We start from the raw sequence: 24,006 nt of genomic DNA, 5'->3' as shown, positions 1-24,006 counted from the left end.
TGAGCCGCTCAGGCGGAAGGTACGTCGAAGACTTCGCCGGGCCGCATGGGCTGGAAGCGGCTCTCGTCTATCCCCTGCTCAGCAAGCGCTGCCTTCAGCGCGACAAGAGGAGCTTCGACCGCTTCATCGGTTAGTTGCACAGTGCCCCAATGGTGGCCGCAGACATGTGCCGCACCGCAGATCTTCATGCCTTCCACGGCTTCCGCCGGGTTCTGGTGCTGGCCCTTCATGAACCAGCGCGGCTCATAGGCGCCGAAAGGCAGGTTGGCGAGACGGAACTCACCGTGTTTCTTGCGCGCGGCGTGATAATTGAGGCCGTCGTGGAAGCCGGTATCGCCTATATGATAAATCTTGCCATAAGGCGTTTCGATGACGAAGGCCGCCCACAGCGCCATGCGCCGGTCATTCAGCCCACGCGCCGACCAATGGTGGCACGGCTCGAAATGAATTTTGACCGAACCAATCTCAAGGACATCGCCCCAGTCCCCCACCTTGATGCGCGCTGCCTCGACGCCGGTGCGGATGATGGAGTCATTGCCAAGCGGCGTGATGAAAAGCGGCTTGTGCGCGACATGCAGGCGCTTCAGCGTTTCCATATCCAGATGGTCGTAGTGATTATGCGTCACCAGCACCAGATCGATCGGCGGCAAATCCTCAAAACGGATGCCCGGCGGGTTGACGCGTTTGGGACCGGCGAAGCTGAACGGGCTGGTACGCTGCGACCACACCGGATCGATGAGAATATTCAGCCCTGCCGTCTGGATGAGAAAGGAGGCGTGACCGACGAAGGTGACGCGAATGTCCTTGCCGTCGATGCGGGGCTCCGGCTTTGCGAACGGAAACGGGCTGGGATAGTTTTCCGGCCACGTGGCGCGCTCGCCGTTGAAGCGCCATTTCAGGAGGCCCATGAAATTGCCGGGCGGCGAGCCGCCGGGATTGAAGAAACGCACCCCGTCGAAATGATCGGAGACCGGCCCACTATAATAGGCGCTGGCGTTAGAGCGGCGCGCAAACAGGCCGCCGCCCGCAAGAGCAAGCAGACCAAGTGCGGAAAAACGAAAGAAGTTTCGACGTTTCATGTGAAAGGTATAAGAAGCCAGGCGACGCCGTTCAAGCACCGCCATCGCAGCTTTCGTCTGATCACGTAAAGATGACAAGGCATGCTTTGCCGCATGAAAACCGGCACTGTCTTGACTTTCACGGCACTTTCCTGTTTATCGCGGCCAATCAGCTGGCAGTTTCACGACTCCAAGCCGCCGACCGGGACCCGCAAAGGTATAAAGAGATCCCGGAGGTCAACACCCGACAGCGCGATGCGCCCTCGGGTGCTTTTTGGCTTTGCGTCTTGTTTTTGGCAGCGAAAGCACCGACGTTTCGGAGATCCCGGAACGAAGAAGGAAGAAACGATGTTTGAAAACCTCCAGGACCGCCTTGGTTCCATTCTGAATGGACTGACCGGCCGTGGCGCGCTGACGGAAGCCGATGTTGCCGCCGCCCTGCGCGAGGTTCGCCGTGCGCTTCTGGAAGCGGACGTTGCGCTGGAAGTCGTGCGTTCCTTCACCGACAAGGTGCGTGAAAAGGCTGTCGGCGCAGCCGTTCTGAAATCCATCAAGCCCGGCCAGATGGTCGTCAAGATCGTGCATGACGAACTTGTCGAGATGCTCGGCACCGAAGGCGTCTCGATCGACCTGCATGCAGCCGCTCCCGTCGTCATCATGATGGTGGGTCTGCAGGGTTCGGGCAAGACCACGACCACAGGCAAGATCGCCAAGCGCCTGACCGACCGCGACAAGAAGAAGGTGCTGATGGCATCTCTCGACACGCGCCGTCCGGCCGCACAGGAACAGCTTCGCCAGCTGGGCGTGCAGACCGGCGTCGACACGCTGCCGGTCATCGCCGGCCAGTCGCCGACAGATATCGCCGCGCGCGCCGTGCAGGCCGCAAAGCTTGGCGGCCATGACGTCGTCATTCTCGACACCGCCGGCCGCACCCATATCGACGAACCCTTGATGCTGGAAATGGCCGACATCAAGAAGAAGTCCAACCCGCATGAAATCCTGCTCGTCGCGGATTCGCTGACCGGTCAGGACGCCGTCAACCTCGCGCGCAACTTCGATGAACGCGTCGGCATCACCGGCCTCGTGCTCACCCGTATGGATGGCGACGGACGCGGCGGTGCGGCCCTCTCCATGCGCGCCGTCACCGGCAAGCCGATCAAGCTGATCGGTATCGGCGAGCGCATGAACGAACTCGACGAGTTCCATCCGCGCCGTATCGCCGACCGTATTCTTGGCATGGGCGACATTGTCTCGCTGGTCGAGAAGGCCGCCGAGAATATCGATGCCGAAAAAGCCCGCGCCATGGCCGAAAAGATGGCCAAGGGCAAGTTCGACCTCAACGATCTCTCCGACCAGCTTGCCCAGATGAAGAAGATGGGTGGCATGGGCGGTATCATGGGGCTGATGCCCGGCATGGCCGGCATGAAGGACAAGATGGCTTCCGCAGGCCTCAACGACAAGATGTTCGACCGCCAGATCGCCATCATCTCGTCGATGACCAAGGCCGAACGCGCCAATCCCGATATCCTCAAACACAGCCGCAAAAAGCGCATCGCCGCCGGTTCCGGCACCGATGCCGCCGAAATCAACAAGCTCTTGAAGATGCACCGTGGCATGGCCGACATGATGAAAGCCATGGGCGGCAAGGGCAAGGGCGGCATCATGAAGCAGATGATGGGCGGCCTTGCGGGCAAGATGGGGCTTGGTGGCATGATGGGCGGCGGCATGCCTGATCTGTCGAACATCGACCCGAAGCAGCTCGAAGCACTTCAAAAGCAGGCTGAAGCTGCCGGTCTTGGCAAGCCGGGCGCAATGCCCGGTCTCGGTGGTCTGCCAGGCGGGCTACCCGGTCTGGGCGGGACAAAGCTGCCGGGTCTCGGCGGCATGCCGGGCCTGCCCGGCTTCCCGAAAAAGAAGTGAGGGCGACGCCAGTGAACAACGCAGAAGTGAAAGCCCAGCTTTCCGAATACCGCCAGTCGATCGACAATATCGATGCCGCACTGGTTCACATTCTTGCCGAACGTTTCCGCTGTACCAAGGCGGTGGGCGTGCTGAAGGCAAAATACAATTTGCCGCCGGCGGACCCGGCGCGCGAGGAATACCAGATCGAACGCCTTCGCCGTCTGGCAAAGGATGCAAATCTGGATCCGGATTTCGCCGAGAAGTTTCTAAACTTCGTCATCAAGGAAGTCATCCGGCATCATGAAGCAATAGCCGCCGAACATGGCGGTAATGAAAAGACCGCCTAACCGGCGGACAAGCTATCTCAAGGAGTAAATAACATGGCACTTAAAATTCGTCTCGCACGCGGTGGTTCCAAGAAGCGCCCGTACTACCAGATCGTCGTTGCTGACGCCCGTTCGCCCCGCGACGGCCGTTTCCTGGAGAAGGTCGGTTCCTGGAACCCGATGCTCGCCAAGGACAACCCGCAGCGCATCGAGCTGAAGGCTGACCTCATCAAGGAATGGATCGCCAAGGGCGCACAGCCGACCGACCGCGTTCTGCGCTTCCTCGCAGAGGCAGGCCTTGCCGATCGCGCCGCTCGCAGCAACCCGGAAAAGGCATTGCCGGGCAAGCGCGCTCTGGAACGCGTTGCAGAAAAGAAGCAGAAGGCTGAAGACGCAGCTGCTGCCGCAGCAGAAGCTTCTGCTGCAGAATAATCTGCAATAGAATTTTAGAGAACGGGTGGCGTGGTTTTCCATGCCGCCCGTTTTTTGTTTATTTTGGTATCAACAAACTTTAGAGCGTCAGGAACTATGCTCTAACGCGTTGGATCTGCGCATCGTGCCCTGTGAAAATCGATTCCGATTTTCACGCTGATGCTGTAAACCAGACGCAACCAACACCAGAAGACGGACGGCCCGATGGCAAAGCTGGAAAACCCGATACTCATGGCAAAGATCGGCGGCGCACAGGGATTGCGCGGCGAAGTCCGCGTCAGCACCTATACGGACGAACCGATGGCGCTCGGCGATTACGGCAATCTGGTGAGCGCCGATGGCCGTGTCTTCGAAATTCTGGAAGTGCGCGAGGGCAAGAATGTGGTTGTCGTCCGCTTCAGGGGTATCAACGACCGCAATGCGGCGGAAAGCCTGAACGGGCTCGAACTGTTCATCGAACGCGACAATCTGCCGGATGACGAGCTGGACGACGACGAATTTTATTATGCCGACCTCGAAGGGCTGGAAGCCGTCGATGCCGAAGGCAAAAGCTATGGCGCCGTCAGCGCCGTTTACGATTTCGGCGCAGGCGATCTCCTGGAGCTGAAAGGTGCGGGCCGCCGTCCCTCCCTAATCCCCTTTTCGGAAGCAGCCGTGCTTGAAATCGATCTGGAGGCGAGACGCATTCTCATCGATCCCATGGCTGCCGGCCTGATCGACAATCCGGACGACAAAGACGAAACCGGCGCATCGCCTTTCGGCAAGAAATAAGGCCATGACGTTCAAGGCTACAGTTCTGACGCTCTACCCGGAAATGTTTCCCGGGCATCTCGGATATTCGCTGGCGGGCAAGGCGCTGGAGCGCGAGCAATGGTCGCTTGAGGCCGTGCAGATCCGTGAATTCGCCACCGACAGGCACAGAAGCGTGGACGACACCCCGGCAGGCGGCGGCGCCGGCATGGTGCTGAAACCCGACATTCTGGCCGCAGCCATCGACAATGTTTCAGATGGAGATACGCGACCGCGTCTGCTGATGAGCCCGCGCGGCAGGCCACTGTCGCAGGACCGAGTGCGCGAACTGGCGGCAGGCGACGGCGCGATTATCGTGTGCGGACGCTTCGAAGGCGTCGACCAGCGGGTCATAGATGCGCGCGGGTTGGAGGAAGTGTCGATCGGCGATTACATTCTCTCCGGCGGCGAGCCGGCCGCGCTGACGCTTCTGGACGCCATTGTCCGCATTCTGCCGGGCGTCATGGGCAACGATCTCTCAGGCGTGCATGAAAGCTTCGAGGGTGGGCTTCTGGAGCATCCGCACTACACCCGTCCGCAGGTCTGGGAAGGCCGCGACATCCCAGCCGTTCTCACCTCGGGCAATCACGCCGTCATCGACAAATGGCGGCACGAGCAGGCGCTGGCGTTGACGAAGGAAAGACGGCCCGACCTGCTGGAAAAGGCCAAGGTTTAAACCGAGACGAAATAATAGGCCGTCAGCACCAGCCCGACTGCAATGACCAGCCAGCGGATGATCCACTGCGGCACCCGCCTTGCCGTGTGCACTCCCACATATCCGCCAAGCGCGGCCGCCGGGAACATGATGAGGGCGGCCCACCAGGAAACGACGCCGCCGCTGACGAAGATCGTAATGGCGATGATCGCGATCACCACCGAGAGCAGGTTCTTCAGGGCATTCAGATGATGATAGCTGCCACCCGAGGTCATTCCGAGGATGGCCAGCATCATGATGCCCATGCCCGCCCCGAAAAAACCACCATAGATGGAGGCGAGCCACTGAAAGAAGAGGCTCGGCACATTACCGGGTGAACGCTCGGCACTGGCCTTCGGTCGCAGCCACGGGCCAGCGGCAAAAACAACGGTTGCGGCCAGAAGCAACCATGGCACAAGCTGGCGGAAGGAGGGGTTGTCGAGCGACAGGAGCAAAAGCGACCCCGCCAGCCCGCCGACGATGGAGACGGCCGACAGGAGGATCGCCTCGCGCCAGTGGGCGCGGATTTCAGGCCCGTAGGCGATCACGGAGGTGATGTAACCGGGAAACTGCACGATCGCCGACGTGGCATTGGCGACAATCGGCGGCAGGCCTGCAAGCGTCATCGCCCCGAAGGTCAAAAAGGTGCCGCCACCGGCGATCGCATTGACCACGCCAGATAGAAAGCCGGTCGCAAACAGCATCATGATAATAAGTACGGACATGGCCCCTCCCAAGGTTTCCATGCCATAACCGGGGAAACGCACCTTCGCAACAGCCCGTACGTCGCCCACAATTGATAAAATATTGTCATGAAGGGATGACAAATGCCGCTGCCTCGTGTATGTGCCCGCGTGGAATTGGGGTTTTCCCCTTTAACCGCAAGCAAAGAATGGCGAACCCGCTCCTGCCGCACGGCATGGTCTGAAGGCATTGACCGACAGACGAAACGTTGAGCGCTCTGGCTGTTTCAGAAGAAATCAGAGGTTAACATGACCAATATCATTCAGCAGCTGGAAGCCGAACAGGCTGCCAAGATCGAAGCGAAGCGCACCCTGCCTGAGTTTTCTCCGGGCGACACGCTGCGCGTCAACGTGCGCGTTACCGAAGGTAACCGTACCCGCGTTCAGGCTTACGAAGGCGTTTGCATCGCCCGTTCAGGCGGCGGCCTTTCCGAGAGCTTCACCGTTCGCAAGATCTCCTACGGCGAAGGCGTCGAGCGCGTATTCCCGATCTACTCCCCGCTGGTCGAAGGCGTTGAAATCGTTCGCCGCGGTAAGGTTCGCCGCGCGAAGCTCTACTACCTGCGCGATCGTCGCGGCAAGGCTGCCCGTATCGTTGAAAACACCGGTACGCGCGCCCGCAAGCTGAACGAATCCGAGCGCCAGGCAGTCGCCGAAGAAAAGGCACGTCTGGAAGCTGAAAAGGTAGCAGCAGCACAGGCTCTCGCCGCCGAAAAGGCAGCAGCCGAAGCAGCAGAAGCCAAGGCAGCGGAAGAAGCAGCAAAGGCTGCGGAAACTGCAGCGGAATAAGATTTCCATTTTGATGGATTTACGGAGAAGGCGGTCTTTGGACCGCCTTTTTTGTTGCATCGATGCGCCATAACACTCTGGTGGGCGACATAGCGTCACGTCCAGCCTTCGACCCCATCTCCGTATCGACAGATCAAGATCAAAGTCGTATTGCCACTTATCTCTTTGCCTAATTTATTTAGAACATTCTCTAATAGCATTGCCTAGTTTCACTTATTGTGCAATTTTCGCGCAGTTTTAGGTGTTGATATGTTTTTTTTTAATTCTTTTTTAACAAAAAATAAGCGCGCTTTCTTCGCTGTCGGCCTTGCCAGCGCACTCATGAATATTCTCAACCTTTCCGGCTCACTTTTCATGCTGGAGGTTTATGACCGGATTCTGCCGAGCAAGAGTATTCCTTCTCTTGTCGCTCTCGTTGTTCTGCTGGTTATTCTCTATGCCTTTCTCGTGGGGTTCGATGCTCTGCGCGGCCGGATATTGGCTCGCATCTCGGACAATATGGACGACGAGCTCAATCAGAAGCTCTTCAGGGCATCAATCAGCGCACCACTTGCCGCCTATGGCAAGGTAGACGGGCTGCAGATCGTCGGCGATCTCGATCAGATACGTCAATTCTTGTCCGGGCCGGGACCAGCAGCTTTCTTTGATATTCCCTGGCTGCCCATCTATCTGCTGATCTGTTTTGCCTTGCATCCCTGGATCGGTTTTGCCGTGCTTGGCGGCGCCCTGGTCCTTGTCGTGTTGACGCTCATAACCAACTGGCTGACCGAAAGGGCGACCAAACAGGCCTACACCGTGCGCGGACAGAGAAATGCACTCGTCGGCAGCAGCCAGCGCAACATCGAGTCCATAAGAACCATGGGCATGATGAATGCGGTGACGTCGATGTGGGACGATCTGCACTCCAATTACCGCGCCGTCACACTCTCGACGTCGGACACGGCGGGCATGCTCGCCGCAATTTCCCGAACATTCCGCCTTTTGTTACAGTCGGGTGTGATGGCAATCGGCGCCCTGCTGGTTATCGAGGGGCATGCGTCAGCGGGTAGCATCATCGCAGGCTCCATCCTCTCGGCCAAAGCGCTGGGCCCTGTCGAACACGCAATTGCAAACTGGCGCAGCTTCATGACTGCGCGACAGGGCTGGAAACGCATCAACGAGTTTCTCGAACTCGTACCGGAACCCGCACAGCCGCTTTCCCTGCCGCCACCGAAATATACCGTTGCCATCGATCGCGTGACCGGCGGTCCGCCCAATGGTGCGCGAGATACCGTGGCCGATATTTCCTTCACGTTGAACGCGGGCGATGGCCTTGGCATCATTGGGCCGAGCGCTTCCGGTAAATCCACGCTGGCACGTTTGATAACCGGTATCTGGCCCTATGAGCGCGGCTCCGTGCGCTTCGATGGCGCCGGACTGAACCAGTGGGATTTCGAGGTTCTCGGTAAATCCATCGGTTACATGCCCCAGCAGGTGGAGCTGATGCCAGGCACGGTCGCGCAAAATATCGCGCGCTTCGACCGTGACGCAACGGCGGAAGCCATCGTTTCGGCAGCCAAGGCCGCTCAGGTTCATGATCTCATCCTGAACCTGCCCCACGGTTACGACACCTATATCGGCGACCGAGGAGAGGCATTGTCAGGCGGGCAAAAACAGCGCATCGGCCTGGCGCGGGCGCTTTTCGGGGATCCCTTCTTTGTCATCCTCGATGAGCCGAACTCCAATCTGGACAGCGAAGGCGAGGCAGCCTTGCGCAACGCCATTGGCGACATAAGGGCGCGAGGCGGCATCGTGGTCGTCATTGCCCATCGTCCGAGCGCCATCGAAAGCGTCAATCTTGTGATGGTGATGAGCAATGGCCGCATGCTTCGCTTCGGCACCAAGGAAGAGGTGCTTGCGCAAATCCTGCGTCAAAATATTCGCCAGGTGCCGGAAACAGAAGAAGAAGTACGTAAGCTGGAAAGCCGGGTGGGTGAAAATGGTTGAGGGAGAAAAAACCGGCGTGACGAAAACATCTATCGTCAAACACTCAACCGCCGTAGTCGTTCTTGCTGCCGGCCTTCTTTTCGGCCTGGGTGGCTGGGCGGCTCTCGCGAAGCTTTCGGGGGCGGTCGTCGCCACGGGCCGGGTCGTTGTCGAAGGCAACTCCAAGAAAATTCAGCACCTTTCCGGCGGTATTGTCAGCCAGATCAATGTTGCGGAAGGTGACACGGTGGAGGCCGGTCAGGTTTTGCTGCGGCTGAGTGGCACGATCGTTCAGGCAAACCTGTCCATTGTCGAAAATACGCTCGCGCAGCTTTATGCACGCCGCGCGCGTCTGCGTGCCGAAATCTCCGACGCCACCTCTTTCACAACGCCGGAAGATCTGGCCGTCTTGACCAATTCGAAAGCTGCCAAAACATTCATCGACAGTGAGCAGAACCTTTTCAACAGCCGTCGCAGTGCACTGATCGGCATGAAGAAGCAATTGGTAACGCGCAAGGATCAGCTAGCCGATGAAGCGCGGGGCATGGACGTGCAGATTGAGGCGACCAACAATGAACTTGCTATCGTAAGGGAAGACGTCTCAAAGACACGGGAGCTATATGCCAAGGGGCTGGTAACGCTTCAGCGCCTCAACCTTCTCAAGCGGCAGCTTTCCAATCTCGAAGGTCAGCAGGGCCAGTATATGGCCGCGCGTGCGCAGACGGTAGGCAAGCTGAGCGAAATGGACTTGCAGTCGCTTCAGCTTGACGAGGACCGCAAGTCCGAGGTCACAAAAGATCTGACGTCAATCGAAGCCACCGTTGCGGAATACGAGGAACGGCTTGCGGCAACACGCGACCAGCTCGACCGCCTCGATATTCGCTCGCCGATTGCGGGGCGTATCTACCAGCTGTCGGTACACAACATAAACGGCGTCATCCAGCCGGGCGAAGTGCTTATGCTGGTGGTGCCGGCAAAGGAAGATCTTGCAATCGACGCCAATGTTCTTCCAAACGACATAGACCAAATCTATGTCGGGCAGCCAGTGACCATTCGGTTCACGGCTTTCAATCAGAGCACGACGCCGGATGTAAGCGCTGAAGTCGCAGTCGTCGCCCCGGACTTGCAGACAGATTCCCGAAGCGGGGCGTCATTTTACGCACTGCGCATCAAGCCGAGCAAAACTGGAATGGACCATATACCAGGTGGACGGTTGTATCCGGGCATGCCGGCCGAAGTCTTCATACAGACAAGCGAAAGAAGCGTTCTTTCCTATTTTGTCAAACCGTTCCAGGACAGGCTTAGAAAGACGTTCCTGCAGGAATAAAAGACTTACATTACATGTTTTCTTAGAAACGATTCGAAAATACACCAAGAGCGAGAATTTTTCCAAAAAAAACAATTTCTCATATTGTCTTGCCATTTATAATGTACTAATTATCACCCGCAATATTTATTAAATTTAATTTCGATACATCGAATTCTCAAAAATTTATAGGAGAGTAAAATGGCGTTAAAAGTAACTTTCGGTAATGGCGGCGCGGCATCGGTTTCGTCGCTCACCAGCCTGATCGATCAGGAAGCATATAAGCTCCTCACGGAATCCACAGCACAGGTCAAAAACGGCTCTACGCTCGATTCAGGCGCTGTCAGTGTTGGCGCTGTGGCGGTTGCCGGTACCGGTGCTGGTGGCACTGTCGATGTCGGCTACGACCCCAACGCAAACGGCTTCACATTTGACGTATCCTCGGCATGGAATTCGGTGAAGAACGCTCTCGCCCAGTCTGACACCTCTGAAAACCTTAAGTTCAAGGATTTCGTACAGGTAGACGTTCACCTCGGCGGCACCGGTTCGTCCACCGTTGAAGTTCTCAATGCCAAGCGCGGTAACATCACGACCGGCGCAGGCAACGACACGGTTACCGTATCTGTCGTTTCGAACGAAAAGACCTGGGTCAACAATTTCAACATCGACACCGGCGCAGGCAACGACACGATCACCGTCAAGGCCGGCGCTGCCTTCAATGACACGTCGGCTGCGGGCACGGGCGGTCTTGCCGCCAATACCGGCGCTGTGAATGGTGGTGCTGGTATCACCGACGGCAGCTACACCTCCGTCAAGATCGATGCCGGTGCGGGTAACGACTCTATCGACCTGAGCGGTGTAAAGCTCGCTTCGTCGCTGGTCACCGGTGGCAAGGGCATCGACCACATCATCGCAAGCGGTGGCGCCGATACCTTCGTCTTCAATCTGGGTGACATGGCGAAGAGCTTTGCCACAGATACCATCGAAGGCTTCAACGCCTCCATGGACAAGCTCAAGCTGGTCGGTACAGTGATCGATAACTGGGCGGTTTCGACCTATGATAACGATACCGTCCTCAGCTACAACGTTACTGGCGAGCACAAGGGTGAGAAGATCATTCTCTCCGGCGTTCACCTGACCGGCAGCGATTGGTTTACGGCGTAATTTCTCTCGAAGAGAATTTCATCGGTTACCGTTTAAATGGATCATGGCCCGGACATATCCGGGCCATGATTTTTTACATATGCGGCGGTTCGGAAATTATGCCGGCTGCCGCAATCTTGCAGATCAGGCGGCCTCGGCCTGATTGCCCATTTTTCGCGCCGCGATGATGACGAGCACACCTGCCAGCGCCAGGCAGAAGGCAAGGAAGAACATCGGCGCAATGGTGCTGCCGGTCTGGTCCTTGATCCAGGGCACCACGTTCTGCGCCACGAAACCACCGAGATTGCCGACGGAATTGATGGCGGCGATGCCGGCAGCGGCACCGGCTCCCTTGAGGAAGCGGCCGGGCAGGCTCCAGAACACCGGCTGGCCGGCAAAAATGCCCGCAGCGGCGATGCAAAGGAAGGCAAACTGCAATACCGGATCGCTGAGCAGCGCCGACATCAGCAGGCAAAACGCGCCGACGAAGGCAGGGCCGACGATATAAGGCGTTTTGTTTTTTGCCTTGTCAGCCGCCAGTGGCACGACTAAGAGAGCGACGGCCACGATCACCCAGGGGATGATGTTGATGAAGCCGTTGGCGGTGTTGGAAACGCCGAAGCTCTTTACGATCGTCGGCAGCCAGTAGCTGAGACCATAGGCCGCCAGCGGAAAGCCGACATAGCAAAGCGCCATGAACAGCACGCGCGGATTGATCAGCGCCTTGAAGCCGTCCTCCGCATGCTCTTCCATGCCCTTGTTTTCTTCGGCCAGGCGGTTCTTCAACCAGTCCTTCTCGGCCTGCGTCAGGAACTTCGCCTTTTCCGGCGTATCGTCCAGATAGAAGAAGGTAACAATACCGGCGATCACGGCGGGAATACCCGTCGCCAGGAACACCCATTCCCAGCCGGCATAACCGAGGAAACCATCGAGATCGAGCAGCATGCCGCCAAGCGGTGCGCCGATGGCATTGGCAAGCGCACTGAAGATCATGAACAGGCCGATCATGCGGCCGCGATAATCGCGCGGGAACCACAGCGTCATCAGGAACAGCACGCCGGGGAAGAAACCGGCCTCGCAAAGCCCGAGCAGGAAGCGCAGGATGTAGAACATCGTCGCATTCTGCGTGTAGGCAAGCGCGATGGTGACGGCACCCCAGGACACCAGAATGCGGGCGAACCATTTGCTGGCGCCGAAACGGTTGAGGAAAAGGTTGCTCGGAACCTCAAAGAGGAAATAGCCGATGAAGAACAGCGAAGCGCCAAGTCCGTAGGCATATTCGCTGAGGCTCAGCGCATCGACCATCTGCAGCTTGGCATAGCTGACATTCTGCCGGTCGATATAGGCGATGAGATAGAGAAGGCCAAGAAACGGCATCAGCCGCCAGGTGATCTTCGAGATTAGGGATTTTTCCGATACCATGTGCTTTTCCCTCCCTTCGATTGCTCGTCGAAATGCAAATGATAAGGGGACCCATCTATATGTGCGCCGCAAGATACGCAAGTTGCATTGCATCATAACCAATGCCGAAAAGGCTGCGAAACCGGCATTTTAGAGCTCTGAGTGCATGATGCGGCGCACATCAAAGCCGCCGGGTCACCATTTTACGGGCTGCGTGCATTCATATTGCCGCGAAACCGGCAATCTGCTATGAAGACCGCTATGGGATCTAAATTCGGATGTCTCGCGCAGAATGTTTATGTGCTGCAGGACCACAAGCGTCTGCCGGCACGGTTTTTTGCGCGCATTTCCGGGGCGCTCAACAGCCGACTTAGGCTCGCCTGACAGCACCCGCTGTCCACCGCCTTACTGAACCCTGATTTTACCTTTCCATGACAAGGCATAGAGCCATGAGCGCACCCCGCACCTTATACGACAAGATCTGGGACGACCACGTCGTCAATCGTGACCCGGACGGAACCTGTCTTCTCTATATCGACCGTCACCTGGTCCATGAGGTGACGAGCCCGCAGGCCTTTGAAGGCCTGCGCATCGCCGGCCGTCCGGTTCATTCGCCCACCCGCACGCTTGCCGTCGTCGATCATAACGTGCCAACCACAGCCGACCGGCTGGAAGGCATCAAGAACGAGGAAAGCCGTATCCAGGTGGAAGCGCTTGCGCAGAATGCCAAGGATTTCGGTGTCGAATATTATTCCGAGCGCGACAAGCGTCAGGGCATCGTCCACATCGTTGGCCCGGAACAGGGCTTCACCCTGCCGGGCATGACGATTGTTTGCGGCGACAGCCACACCTCCACCCATGGTGCTTTCGGCGCGCTGGCGCACGGCATCGGCACGTCGGAAGTGGAGCATGTGCTGGCGACCCAGACGCTGATCCAGAAAAAGGCCAAGAACATGCTGGTGCGTGTCGATGGCAAGGTTCCGGAAGGCGTCACCGCCAAGGACATCATCCTCGCCATTATCGGTGAGATCGGCACAGCAGGCGGCACCGGCCACGTGATTGAATTTGCCGGCGAGGCGATCCGCTCGCTCTCCATGGAAGGCCGCATGACGGTTTGCAACATGACCATCGAGGGCGGCGCCCGTGCAGGTCTGATCGCGCCTGATGAGACCACCTTCGACTACATCAAGGACAAGCCGCGCGCGCCAAAGGGCGAGACGTTGGAACAGGCCATCGCCTACTGGAAAACGCTGAAATCCGATGAAGGCGCCCATTACGACAAGATCGTGGTGCTGGACGCCGCCAATCTGCCGCCGATCGTCTCCTGGGGCTCATCGCCTGAGGACGTGACGTCCGTCGAGGGCATCGTTCCCAATCCGGATGATATCGAGGAAGAAAACAAGCGTACTTCCAAGTGGCGTGCGCTGGATTATATGGGCTTGAAACCCGGTACACGCATCACCGATATCGCCATCGACCGCGTTTTCATCGGCTCCTGCACCAATGGCCGTATCGAGGATTTGCGCGCAGCGGCAAAGATCGTCGACGGCCGCAAGGTCGCGCCCACCGTCTCGGCCATGATCGTGCCCGGCTCCGGTCTCGTGAAGGAACAGGCGGAAAAGGAAGGTCTGGACAAGATTTTCCTCGAAGCCGGTTTCGAATGGCGCGAACCGGGCTGCTCCATGTGCCTTGCCATGAATGACGACCGCCTGAAGCCTGGCGAACGTTGCGCCTCCACCTCGAACCGCAACTTCGAGGGCCGCCAGGGCTATAAGAGCCGCACCCACCTCGTCTCCCCCGCCATGGCAGCGGCGGCGGCAATCGCCGGCCATTTCGTCGATGTTCGCGAGTGGCGGTAATTATCGATAACGTCTGAAGCGAAAAACCCCGGATCACAATCCGGGGTTTTTTGTTAGCATCTCATTCCGCAATGATCTTCACCCGCTGGCCGGGCTGAAGCGTGGCGGTGGCGCTCATCGCATTCATCATGCGGAACATGTCGAGCTTGCGGTCGGTCCCCATCATACGTGCGGCAATCGTTGCCACGGTTTCACCGGGCTTGACCGTCACCACGCGCACGCGCAGAGGTTTTAACGATGCGATCTCCTGCGGCGTCATCTTGCGGAAACTCGTGCGCAATACGTTGGCGATGGAATCGAGCTGCGTGTTACCCTTCGGCACGGCCGTCAGGAAGCGGAATATCTGCTGACCAACACGGATGACGGTAACGTCAAAGTCCCATTTGTCCGCCGTCGCACGGGCTGTCGCAGCCTCCAGACCGTTGATCTGCGTTTCCTTCACGGTTTCCGGCATCAGGCCGGCAACCCAGCCGCTGGTAAGGTAATTGGCAAGAGTGGTCTGTTTCGGATCGGCCACGCCGTCGAAACGGATCGCCACATCGCCCGGACCCGTCGCAAGAACGGCCTCGACCTTGTTGTCGATGACGAAACCTTCCGGCACATCGAAACGGATACCGAGCGTTCCGTGCAGGAAGGTCTGGCCCCGGACATAACCCTCCTGCGGGCTGTCGCCGTAAAGCAGGCCATCTATGCCATCCAGAAACCAGTCGCGACCACGATCCCCGACCTGACCGTCCTGACCGAAGGCGCGGGCATGCCGGCGTGCAAGCTCGATGCGCTGCGGCGTGTTGGGGTGGCTGGAAAGAAAGTCGAGGCTCTGGTCATTTTCGGGATCAGCCGAGGAGAAACGCGCATAGGCTGCCATGGAATCCAGAAACCGCGGCGATGCGAAGGGGTCGTAGCCGGCCTCACCCAACATGCGCACACCAATCACGTCTGCCTGCAATTCCTGCTGGCGCGAAAAAGCCGCAAGCCGCAGCTTGCCGCGCGCAAGCGCCTGCTTGCCGGCGAGATCGCTCGACAGAACCTCGGCGACCACACGGCTTGCAATCACCTCCGCCTCTTCCCGGCGCTGGCGCTCGATGCCGTGGTTTGCGGTAACGTGGCCCATCTCATGCGAAAGCACGGCGGCCACTTCCGAGGCATCGTTGGCGAGAGCCAGAAGCCCGCGCGTCACGTAAAGATACCCACCCGGCAGCGCAAAAGCGTTGATAGCAGGCGAGTTGAGGATGGTGATGCGATAGGATTGCTGCGGATTTTCCGAAACAGCCGTCAGCGCGCCGGCGATACGGGCGACAAGCCGCTCCGTCTTGGCATCACGATATTCGCCACCATAACTCGCCACAATACGCGGATGTTCGCGCGCGCCCATCTGCGCACGGGGATCGTTCTTCTGCACCTCTTCCACGGTCTGCGGATTGTCCGAAGGCCGCAAGGTGGACTGGTAGGCCGGGCTGAAAAGAGACTGACACGATGACAGGAATACGGCAGACGCCGTCAGCACGGAACACACGGCAGCCATCCTGCCCGAACGGCGAAGGCCTGAACGGGAGAAAAGCCTCCACTGCGCAGTCATGCTATTTCTCATTCTCTATGCCTGCCCCTAACGTTCCTGATCATCCGTTAATTGCAGACCAGAATAACAGATTCGCCCCAACGAGCCATGAATGTCGAAACGGTAAAAACGATCCATCAAGTCCGGAATATTCCTTAAGAACGCAATAATTCTCGTCTTTTCTCGGGCAACGACTTGAAACTGGCAAGTGCAAATTAACGCCATTGAAGTTATCTAAAGCGATTGCCAGCGGCACGCGTCGAAAATAAGGCGATCAGCCGTTCAGAAAACTGTCGACCGCCTTCACATTTTGTGTGGCGAAGAAATCTGTGGTCGAGCCAGCATAGACAACGCGGCCACGATCAAGAAAAACCACCCGCTGCGCCAGCTTTTTTATGTCGTCTGGATGGTGCGTAACAATAATCGCCGTATTTTTTGTTTCGGCATGCAAGTCGAGAAGCAGGGAGGTCATGCCCGCCCGCAGCCCCGGATCGAGCGCCGCGAAAGGCTCGTCCAGCAGCATGACCGGTTTTTTCCGGACCAGCGCACGCGCCAGCGCCGCCCTTTGCCTTTCCCCGCCGGAAAGCGTGCCCGGCAAACGTTTGTCAAAACCCGCAAGACCAACGCGTGTGAGCGCCACGTCGATCCTCTGCCTGTCTTCCGCCCGCAGCTTCAACCCGGGGCTGATGCCGAGCGCGACATTGGTGAAGATATCGAGATGGGCGAAAAGATTATTATCCTGGAAGATCGAGGAGACCGGTCGTTCGGAAGGATCGAGCGCCTTCATGTCCCGCCCGCCGATCAGGACGCGCCCGGAATCGGGCAATTCAAAACCGGCGATGAGATTGAGGAGCGTCGACTTGCCAGAACCGGAGGCACCGACAACGGCGGTCATCTGGCCTTGCGGGAATGTACAATCGAGATCGAAATCCTGCGTCCCGAGCCGCAGCCTGACCTTGTCCAGCCCCACGGCAAATTCGTCACCCGTCATATGCTCGCCCTTGCTGATTGGGATTGCCGTGAAACGCCGCCCGCGGCAAGCAGCAGGCAGACGACGCCAAGGATGAACGCGTATCCGGCTGCATCATTGGAGCGGTAGCTGCCCATATTGCTATAGACCAGCCATGGCAACGTGACGAAATTTTCCGATCCGAACAGGGCGACCGCCCCGAGATCACCGAGCGACAGAGCCATGGCAAAGGAAAACGCCATCAGCAGCGGCCGCCGCAGTACCGGCAGATCGGCGAACCGCAGCCGCGTCAGTCCCTGAAGCCCAAGGCTGGCGGAGAGCCGGGACGTGCGTAAAAAATGGCTGGTGAAGGCTGGCTCCAGCACCCGCATGGCAAGCGGCAACGCCATCAGCATGTTGATGAGCGCCACGAGAACGGGAGCATAAAAACTGACATCTCCAAAGGGCCGCAGCAACAGGAACCACCCGCTTCCCAGCACGACGGGCGGCACCAGCAGCACCAGCGATGACCCCGCCCCGAGCGTGGCGGACAAAAGGCGCAAGGGTTGAGCCGCGCGCCGTTTGGAACCCACGGCCTGTCGCGCACCGATGATCGCAAAGCAGCAGAGCACGACGAGAGTTGCGGAGAGCGCAGCGATTGCAAGGCTGGTCGCCGCCGCACGCAGGAAGATCGGCGCGGACAAAAGACGCGGCAGATCGGCCCCCAAACCCGAGACGGTTATGGCAACAAGCGGCAGGCCGACCAGCAGAACCGCAAAAATGATTGCCGCTCCGTCCCACAGGCGCGCGCCAACACGCTTGCCGTCGAAACGGCGAACAGGGCGGCCAAGCGAGGCAATTTCCGCCTCGGGCAATGGCAAAAAGGCAAGAAGGCCGAGCAGAACTGCTGTGATTGCAATCTGCAAAACCGAAAGCGCGATTGCCCGTTGCGGATCGAAATCAAACCGCAGCGCCTGATAGATTGCGACCTCAAGTGTCGTTGCCGCCGGTCCACCGCCCAGCAGAAGCACTAGCGTGAAGCTGGTGGCGCACAGCATGAAGACAAGCCCGGCAATACCGGGAACAAGCCGCGAGACGGCCGGCCACTCGATGAAGCGGAAAACCGAAACCGGCCCCATGCCAAGACTTGCCGCCATCCGCCAATATTCGCCCGGAATCCGCTCCAGCCCGGCCAGCATCAGCCGCACCGCAAGCGGCAGATTGAAAAACACATGGGCGACGAGAATGCCGGAGAGGCCGTAAATACTGAAGGGCTGCTCCGCACCGGCAAAAACAAGGGCAGTATTCAAAACACCCTGCCTGCCCCAGATCGTGATGATGCCGAAGGCGCCGACGATGACCGGCAGCCCCATCGGCACAGCCATCAACCTGATAATCCAAATCCGCCCCGGAAAATCCTGTCTGCGGGAGAGCGCAAGCGCCACCGGCAGGCCGAGAACAATGGAAAGAACAGTGGACAACGTTGCCTGATAGAGCGTGAAGCGCAGGATGCGCAGCGTGTAGGCATCCACGATTCCGGCGGCGGATGTGCCGGCATCGAAAGACAGGAGTGCTGAGACAGCAAGCGCCATGAACAGGAAAACGGCGGCAAACGCCGCCGTTCCGCCAATGATCGACCATCTGTAGTCGCGACGCAGCATCATGCGCGGGCGTGCCTCTTGCTCAGTTCATGCTCATGGCCGCAAGCCATTCATCGATCCAGGCCTTGCGGTTCTTCGCCACCTCTTCCGGGTCCATCAGGAAGGTCTTCTGCGGTACGACGAGTTTGGAAAATGCCTCGGGCAGGGGCGTGGACGTTGCCGCGACCGGCATCATCCAGTTGTTTTCCGGAATGGCATCCTGAAATCCTGATGTGAGCGTGAAAGCGAGGAACTGCTTCGCCAGTTCCTTGTGCGGCGCGTTTTTGAGAAGGCCGGAAACCTCGATCTGAATGTAGTGCCCCTCGGAAAAACCCGCGGCCTGATAGCGATCCGTCTTTTCCGAGACCATGTGATAGGCAGGCGACGTGGTGTAGGAGAGCACCATCGGCACCTCACCCTTGGTGAAAAGGCCATAGGATTCCGACCAGCCCGGCGTGACGGTGAGAATGCGCTTCCGGAGCTTCGCCCAGGCTTCCGGTGCCTTGTCGCCGTAAACGGACTTCACCCAGAGCAGCAGGCCAAGCCCCGGCGTGGAGGTGCGCGGGTCCTGAATGGCGATTTTCTGTGAAGGATCGCCGTCCACCAGATCCTTCAGGCTCGTCGGCGGATTTTTTATCGTCTGCGTGTCATAGACAACGGCGAAATGACCGTAGTCGTAAGGGACGAAAACGTCGTCCTTGTAACCGCCCGGCACCTTGGCCGCCGATGCATCGATACCGCTGATATCGAAGAGGCCGGTCTGTTTCGCTTCCGCGACCAGATTGGTGTCGAGACCAACAACGACATCCGCCTTCGACGCCGCCCCTTCAAGCTTCAGGCGGTTGAGCAGCGCCACGCCATCCGCCACACCGACGAAATTGACCGTGCAATTGCACACTTTCTCGAAGGCCTCTTTCACCTTGGGGCCGGGACCCCATTCGGAAACGAAGCTTTCATAGGTGTAGACAGTCAGTTCCTGTCTGTCCTGAGCAGTGGCAAGACCGGGCAGAAACAACGAAACGGCAACGAGGGAATTCAGGAAAAGACGACGGCGCACGGGTATCTCCTCAAAAAACGAAAAGGGAAATAGCCGCTTGCCTTAAGCCGTCTAATCCCTCCGCCGGTATGAACCGGATCAGGTTCTTCGGGTTGGCAAGCCTCTCAGCCTTTTGCACGCAAGCACAAAAGACACCCCGTTAGATCAAGATGATGATGTAGTCCCGCTGTCTCTGATTGGCAAGATGGCTGCCGTCAGGCCTGCTGCACCATGTGCACCAGTTCCCAGACATGGCCGTCGGGATCCTGAAAACTACCGGCATACATGAAACCGTGATCCTGAACCGGTTTCCAGGTGTTGCCACCGGAGGCAAGCGCCGTTTCGATCATCCGGTCGATTTCCTCACGGCTTCCCGCTGTGAGACAGGTCAGGACCTCGGTGCTGCGTGTGGCGTCGGCGATATCGCCATTGATGAAATCGCGAAAACGCTCCTCCTGAAGAAGCATCACGAAGATGTTCTCCTCAACGATCATGCAGAGCGTGCGGTCATCCGAATATTCCGGATTGAAGGTGAAACCGAGAGCCGTGAAGAAGCTTCTCGATGTCTCGATATTCTTGACCGGCAGATTGACGAAGATCATGCGCATTTTCTGAACTCCTCCGAACCCGCACAGGAAACGGCAATTCCGCCTCCCTGTCAAAGGTGGATGAGACCTCAGTCAAGAAATCGCGACCAAGTCACCCTTCAATTTCCTCGCGCAGCATCTCCAGCTCCAGCCATTCCTCTTCCATGGCTTCGAGCTTTTCGCGCAGCTTTGTCATTTCCTGCGCCAGCGTATTGAAGGTAGCCGGGTCCTTGGTGAACAGATTGGGGTCGGCCATGCGCTGCTCACGCTTGGCGATTTCGCCCTGCGCCTTCTCCATCTCCTTTGGAAGGTTTTCGAGCGCAAATTTTTGCTTGAAAGAAAGCTTGCCCTTGGCCTTTGAAGGGTCCTGCGACGCGGAGGCGGAAGGGGTGGTCTTTGCCTTTTCCTGCTTCTCCGCCTTGCGCTTTTCTTCTGCGGCACCCTTGCGTTGCGCCATCATGTCCGAATAGCCGCCGGCATATTCGATCCAGCGTCCATCCGGCTGGTCCGGATTGGCGGGCGCGATTGTGGAGGTGACGGTACGGTCGAGGAAATCGCGGTCGTGGCTGACGAGAATGACCGTGCCGGAAAAGCCCGCAACGATTTCCTGCAACAGATCGAGCGTTTCGATATCGAGATCGTTGGTCGGCTCGTCAAGGATCAGCAGGTTGGTAGGCCGCGCCAGAATGCGCGCAAGAATAAGACGGGCGCGCTCACCACCGGAGAGGTTGCGGATGGGCGTGCGGGCCTGTTCCGGCTGGAACAGGAAGTCCTTCATGTAACCCGTCACATGTTTCAACTCGCCATTGACCAGCAAATTGTCGCCGCGACCGTCGGTGAGGTAATGAGCGAGCGTATCGTTTGGATTGAGATCCTCGCGCTTCTGGTCAAGCGTCGCGATTTCCAGATTGGTGCCGAGCTTTACCGTGCCGCTATCGGGCTGAAGCTGGCCGGTCAGCATCTTCAAAAGCGTTGTCTTGCCGGCACCGTTCGGCCCGACGAGACCGATGCAATCACCGCGATGCACCCGTAGCGAAAACGGCGCGATGATCACGCGCTCGCCGTAAGACTTGGTGATTGCGTCTGCCTCGATGACCAGTTTGCCGGATTCCCGCACCTCCGCAGCCGTCGCCTGCACGCTGCCCTGCGGTCCCTTGTGGCCGCGATAGTCCGCACGCATTGCCTGAAGCTCGCCCACGCGGCGCATGTTGCGCTTGCGTCTCGCGGTCACGCCGTAACGCATCCAGTGTTCTTCACGCTCGATGGCCTTGCCGAGCTTGTGCTGCTCCAGCTCTTCCTCTTCCAGCACCTTGTCGCGCCATTCCTCGAAATGCGCAAAACCGCGATTGAGACGACGGGACTGGCCGCGATCCAGCCACACGGTCGAGGTCGAAACCTTCTCCAGAAAACGCCTGTCGTGCGAGATCAGCACCAGCGCGCTACGCGTCTGCTGCAACTCGCCTTCAAGCCATTCGATGGTGGGCAGGTCCAGATGGTTGGTCGGCTCGTCCAGCATCAGAATATCGGGTTCAGGCGCCATGACGCGGGCAAGGGCCGCGCGCCGCGCTTCGCCGCCGGACAGGCTATCCGGATGTTCCTGTCCCGTCAGGCCCAGATGCTCGAGAATATAGGTAACGCGATAGGGATCGTCGCCAGGTCCCAGCCCCGCCTCGGCATAGGCCTGCACGGTGTCGTAACCGGCAAAATCCGGCGCCTGTTCCAGATAACGGATGGTGGCGGAGGGGTGACGGAAAACCTCGCCAGACTGCGCCTCGACCAGACCAGCGGCGATCTTCATCAGGGTCGACTTGCCCGAACCGTTGCGTCCGACAAGGCAGATGCGGTCGCCCGGCTCCACCTGAAGATTGGCGCCGTCGAGCAGCGGGGTCACGCCGAAGGTCAGCTTGATGTCATCGAGTTTCAAAATTGGGGGTGCCAAGGCGTCAGGCTCCGGTCAGATCATAAGGGCGGGCGAGCACGATGGCTTTTCCGCTTTTCAGCGAGAAATGCACAGGGCCGCCATTCGCGACATTGGAAATAGTGCGGGAAGAGCCGAAAGCAAGCGGGAAATCCTTGAGAGGATAACGCACATTGCCGATATCGAGCCCCACAAGGTCGGTAAACCCGGCAACGGAAAACAGCGCACCGGGTGGCAGATCAAGGTCGAACGACCCTGCCAGCAGCGGGCGGGCCTCCTCTTCGCCGGAGGTCAGCGTAACGTTGAGACCACGCTCAGTAAGCGCCACCGCGTAAAGAAGGTGCTGAAGTGCGTGGTCGCTTCTCGCTCCACCAAGCGCACCGGCAAGCACCAGAGAACGCGCGCCGCGGGCAAGTGCCTCCGACACCGCAATTTCGCCATCGGTCACAGCCTTTGCAGCGGGATAGGGCTGTCGCACCACATCGGGCCAGGCGTCCAGCAGGTCCTTGTCGGTGGAATCGAAATCCCCCACCCAGAGCTCGGGTGTGAGCCCGAGCGGTGCGGCATGGCGCATGCCGCCATCGGCCGCAATCACACGGCTACCCTCAACCGCCGCTTTGAGGCGGTCGGTAACGGTGACATCGCCGCCAAGCAGAATGGTGAAGCGTTCTCTATCCATGCCCTGCCTTATCGCACCTCAGGCAAAAATGGAAAGGCAGAAACCCGATGAAATAAGCCGATATTGATTTTCGTCGGCTTCGGGATTATGAAACGCCTCAGTGGTGATTTGCCGACCGGCTTGCAGCCACTTTAAAGAAGTCGCTAAAGGGTCGAGGAAAAGGGTAATTTCCTGGGACCGGCTGCGATTTCGCTGCCGGTTTTTTTGTTTTCGCAACGTTCTTTACGTCATCCGAAAAGAGAGTTCGACATGCCGATCAAGATTCCCGATACGCTTCCCGCCTTCGACACCCTCGTTCATGAGGGCGTGCGGGTCATGACAGAAACGGCGGCCATCCGGCAGGATATCCGCCCGCTCCAGATCGGGCTTCTCAATCTCATGCCGAACAAGATCAAGACGGAAGTGCAGATGGCGCGCCTCGTCGGCGCATCGCCGCTGCAGGTGGAGTTTTCGCTGATCCGCATTGGCGGCCATCGTGCCAAGAATACGCCGGAAGAGCACCTTCTGTCCTTCTATGAGACATGGGAGGAAGTGCGCCACCGCAAGTTCGACGGTTTCATCATCACAGGCGCGCCCATCGAGATGCTTGATTATGAAGACGTGACCTACTGGAACGAGATGCAAAAGATTTTCGACTGGACGCAAACCAACGTCCATTCGACGCTGAACGTCTGCTGGGGCGCGATGGCCGCCATCTATCATTTCCATGGTGTGCCGAAATACGAACTGAAGGAAAAGGCTTTCGGTGTCTATCGTCACCGCAATCTCTGCCCCTCGTCGATATATCTCAACGGTTTTTCCGACGACTTTCAGGTTCCGGTCTCACGCTGGACGGAAGTGCGCCGCGCCGACATCGAAAAACACCCGGAACTCGAAATCCTGATGGAGTCAGAGGAAATGGGCGTATGTCTGGTGCATGAAAAAGAGGGCAACCGCCTCTATATGTTCAACCACGTCGAATATGATTCAACCTCGCTTTCGGATGAATATTTCCGCGATGTGAACTCGGGCGTCCCAATCAAGCTGCCGCATGATTATTTTCCGCACAATGATCCGGAGCTTGCCCCGCTCAACCGCTGGCGCAGCCATGCCCATCTGTTTTTCGGCAACTGGATCAACGAGATATATCAGACGACGCCTTATGACCTCGAAGCAATCGGCAAACTAGCGGCGTAAATTGCGGGATTGCGAATTGCCGGAAAATGACGCAACGTCCGCCGGCAATTCAAAGATAT

Annotated in this window: 21 protein-coding genes and 2 riboswitches; of the genes, 11 read left to right on the top strand and 10 right to left on the bottom strand. The window is 58.3% G+C overall.

Translation table 11 applies throughout. The annotated features are described in order from the left end of the window. Positions 1-8: 8 nt before the first annotated feature. Positions 9-1,124, bottom strand: coding sequence for an MBL fold metallo-hydrolase (locus ACQZ6D_RS24285; RefSeq protein WP_174047485.1), 1,116 nt, complete (start codon positions 1,122-1,124; stop codon positions 9-11). Positions 1,125-1,406: 282 nt separating this feature from the next. Between ACQZ6D_RS24285 and ffh the strand changes: the two genes are divergently transcribed. The 5 genes from ffh to trmD all read left to right on the top strand — a co-directional run bounded on the left by ffh (position 1,407) and on the right by trmD (position 5,183). Continuing rightward, complete coding sequence (ffh, locus tag ACQZ6D_RS24280; RefSeq protein WP_003516616.1) at positions 1,407-2,978, top strand: signal recognition particle protein; 1,572 nt, start codon at positions 1,407-1,409, stop codon at positions 2,976-2,978. Positions 2,979-2,989: 11 nt separating this feature from the next. After that, positions 2,990-3,307, top strand: coding sequence for a chorismate mutase (locus ACQZ6D_RS24275; RefSeq protein WP_013636924.1), 318 nt, complete (start codon positions 2,990-2,992; stop codon positions 3,305-3,307). A 33-nt stretch (positions 3,308-3,340) separates the two neighbouring features. Continuing rightward, positions 3,341-3,718, top strand: a complete 378-nt coding sequence (gene rpsP / locus ACQZ6D_RS24270; protein WP_003516612.1) for a 30S ribosomal protein S16 — start codon at positions 3,341-3,343, stop codon at positions 3,716-3,718. A gap of 204 nt (positions 3,719-3,922) precedes the next feature. After that, positions 3,923-4,489 carry a ribosome maturation factor RimM gene (gene rimM / locus ACQZ6D_RS24265; protein ID WP_174047486.1) on the top strand — a complete coding sequence of 189 codons (567 nt, stop codon included), beginning with the start codon at positions 3,923-3,925 and terminating at the stop codon, positions 4,487-4,489. Between the two features lie 4 nt (positions 4,490-4,493). Beyond that, on the top strand, positions 4,494-5,183 hold the full coding sequence (gene trmD, locus ACQZ6D_RS24260; RefSeq protein ID WP_065705160.1) for a tRNA (guanosine(37)-N1)-methyltransferase TrmD: 690 nt from the start codon (positions 4,494-4,496) through the stop codon (positions 5,181-5,183). On the opposite strand, the gene ACQZ6D_RS24255 is transcribed toward trmD, so the two are convergent. Next, positions 5,180-5,926 carry a sulfite exporter TauE/SafE family protein gene (locus tag ACQZ6D_RS24255; RefSeq protein WP_065705158.1) on the bottom strand — a complete coding sequence of 249 codons (747 nt, stop codon included), beginning with the start codon at positions 5,924-5,926 and terminating at the stop codon, positions 5,180-5,182. The two genes, trmD and ACQZ6D_RS24255, sit on opposite strands and share 4 nt — an antisense overlap. A gap of 267 nt (positions 5,927-6,193) precedes the next feature. Here ACQZ6D_RS24255 and rplS point away from each other — a divergent pair, with 267 nt between their 5' ends. From rplS to ACQZ6D_RS24235, 4 genes are all read left to right on the top strand, one after another. Then, a complete protein-coding gene (gene rplS, locus ACQZ6D_RS24250) occupies positions 6,194-6,733 on the top strand; it encodes a 50S ribosomal protein L19 (RefSeq protein WP_003492508.1) in 540 nt (179 codons plus the stop codon). A gap of 321 nt (positions 6,734-7,054) precedes the next feature. Further along, complete coding sequence (locus ACQZ6D_RS24245) at positions 7,055-8,719, top strand: type I secretion system permease/ATPase (protein WP_236761808.1); 1,665 nt, start codon at positions 7,055-7,057, stop codon at positions 8,717-8,719. Then, entirely contained in the window at positions 8,712-10,025 is a 1,314-nt protein-coding gene (locus tag ACQZ6D_RS24240; RefSeq protein WP_019566021.1) for an HlyD family type I secretion periplasmic adaptor subunit, read from the top strand. Before ACQZ6D_RS24245 ends, ACQZ6D_RS24240 begins: the two co-directional genes overlap by 8 nt. 180 nt (positions 10,026-10,205) lie before the next feature. Then, on the top strand, positions 10,206-11,168 hold the full coding sequence (locus ACQZ6D_RS24235; RefSeq protein ID WP_019566020.1) for a hypothetical protein: 963 nt from the start codon (positions 10,206-10,208) through the stop codon (positions 11,166-11,168). A 123-nt stretch (positions 11,169-11,291) separates the two neighbouring features. Here ACQZ6D_RS24235 and ACQZ6D_RS24230 read toward each other — a convergent pair whose 3' ends face one another. Further along, complete coding sequence (locus ACQZ6D_RS24230; RefSeq protein WP_448730144.1) at positions 11,292-12,569, bottom strand: MFS transporter; 1,278 nt, start codon at positions 12,567-12,569, stop codon at positions 11,292-11,294. Between the two features lie 428 nt (positions 12,570-12,997). Between ACQZ6D_RS24230 and leuC the strand changes: the two genes are divergently transcribed. After that, on the top strand, positions 12,998-14,407 hold the full coding sequence (gene leuC, locus ACQZ6D_RS24225) for a 3-isopropylmalate dehydratase large subunit (protein ID WP_019566018.1): 1,410 nt from the start codon (positions 12,998-13,000) through the stop codon (positions 14,405-14,407). Positions 14,408-14,468: 61 nt separating this feature from the next. Here leuC and ACQZ6D_RS24220 read toward each other — a convergent pair whose 3' ends face one another. From ACQZ6D_RS24220 to ACQZ6D_RS24190, 7 genes are all read right to left on the bottom strand, one after another. Then, positions 14,469-15,929 (bottom strand): M48 family metalloprotease, encoded by a 1,461-nt coding sequence (locus ACQZ6D_RS24220; RefSeq protein WP_025594597.1) that lies wholly within the window; start codon positions 15,927-15,929, stop codon positions 14,469-14,471. A gap of 307 nt (positions 15,930-16,236) precedes the next feature. Continuing rightward, positions 16,237-16,953 (bottom strand): thiamine ABC transporter ATP-binding protein, encoded by a 717-nt coding sequence (locus ACQZ6D_RS24215; protein ID WP_038492451.1) that lies wholly within the window; start codon positions 16,951-16,953, stop codon positions 16,237-16,239. Then, on the bottom strand, positions 16,950-18,575 hold the full coding sequence (thiP, locus tag ACQZ6D_RS24210; RefSeq protein ID WP_421415106.1) for a thiamine/thiamine pyrophosphate ABC transporter permease ThiP: 1,626 nt from the start codon (positions 18,573-18,575) through the stop codon (positions 16,950-16,952). The genes ACQZ6D_RS24215 and thiP overlap by 4 nt, the downstream gene beginning before the upstream one ends. Positions 18,576-18,594: 19 nt before the next feature. Then, positions 18,595-19,608: a thiamine ABC transporter substrate binding subunit gene (thiB, locus tag ACQZ6D_RS24205; protein ID WP_065705150.1), complete on the bottom strand. Its 1,014-nt coding sequence runs from the start codon at positions 19,606-19,608 to the stop codon at positions 18,595-18,597. A gap of 38 nt (positions 19,609-19,646) precedes the next feature. Then, a riboswitch (TPP riboswitch) is annotated at positions 19,647-19,757 on the bottom strand. 45 nt (positions 19,758-19,802) lie between these two features. Further along, the gene (locus tag ACQZ6D_RS24200) at positions 19,803-20,195 is read right to left on the bottom strand and encodes a VOC family protein (RefSeq protein ID WP_065705148.1); all 393 of its coding nucleotides are present in this window, start codon (positions 20,193-20,195) and stop codon (positions 19,803-19,805) included. 91 nt (positions 20,196-20,286) lie between these two features. Next, positions 20,287-22,113 carry an ABC-F family ATP-binding cassette domain-containing protein gene (locus tag ACQZ6D_RS24195; RefSeq protein WP_065705146.1) on the bottom strand — a complete coding sequence of 609 codons (1,827 nt, stop codon included), beginning with the start codon at positions 22,111-22,113 and terminating at the stop codon, positions 20,287-20,289. Positions 22,114-22,117: 4 nt separating this feature from the next. After that, a complete protein-coding gene (locus tag ACQZ6D_RS24190; RefSeq protein ID WP_025594605.1) occupies positions 22,118-22,771 on the bottom strand; it encodes a thiamine diphosphokinase in 654 nt (217 codons plus the stop codon). Between the two features lie 90 nt (positions 22,772-22,861). Further along, positions 22,862-22,938, top strand: a riboswitch (SAM riboswitch). An 82-nt stretch (positions 22,939-23,020) separates the two neighbouring features. On the opposite strand from ACQZ6D_RS24190, the gene metA reads away from it, so the two are divergent. Beyond that, positions 23,021-23,947 (top strand): homoserine O-acetyltransferase MetA, encoded by a 927-nt coding sequence (gene metA / locus ACQZ6D_RS24185; protein WP_003516567.1) that lies wholly within the window; start codon positions 23,021-23,023, stop codon positions 23,945-23,947. Positions 23,948-24,006: the final 59 nt, after the last annotated feature.

Source organism: Agrobacterium sp. 22-3639C2 (assembly GCF_053522105.1).
This window is presented reverse-complemented; position numbering and strand designations above follow the sequence as displayed.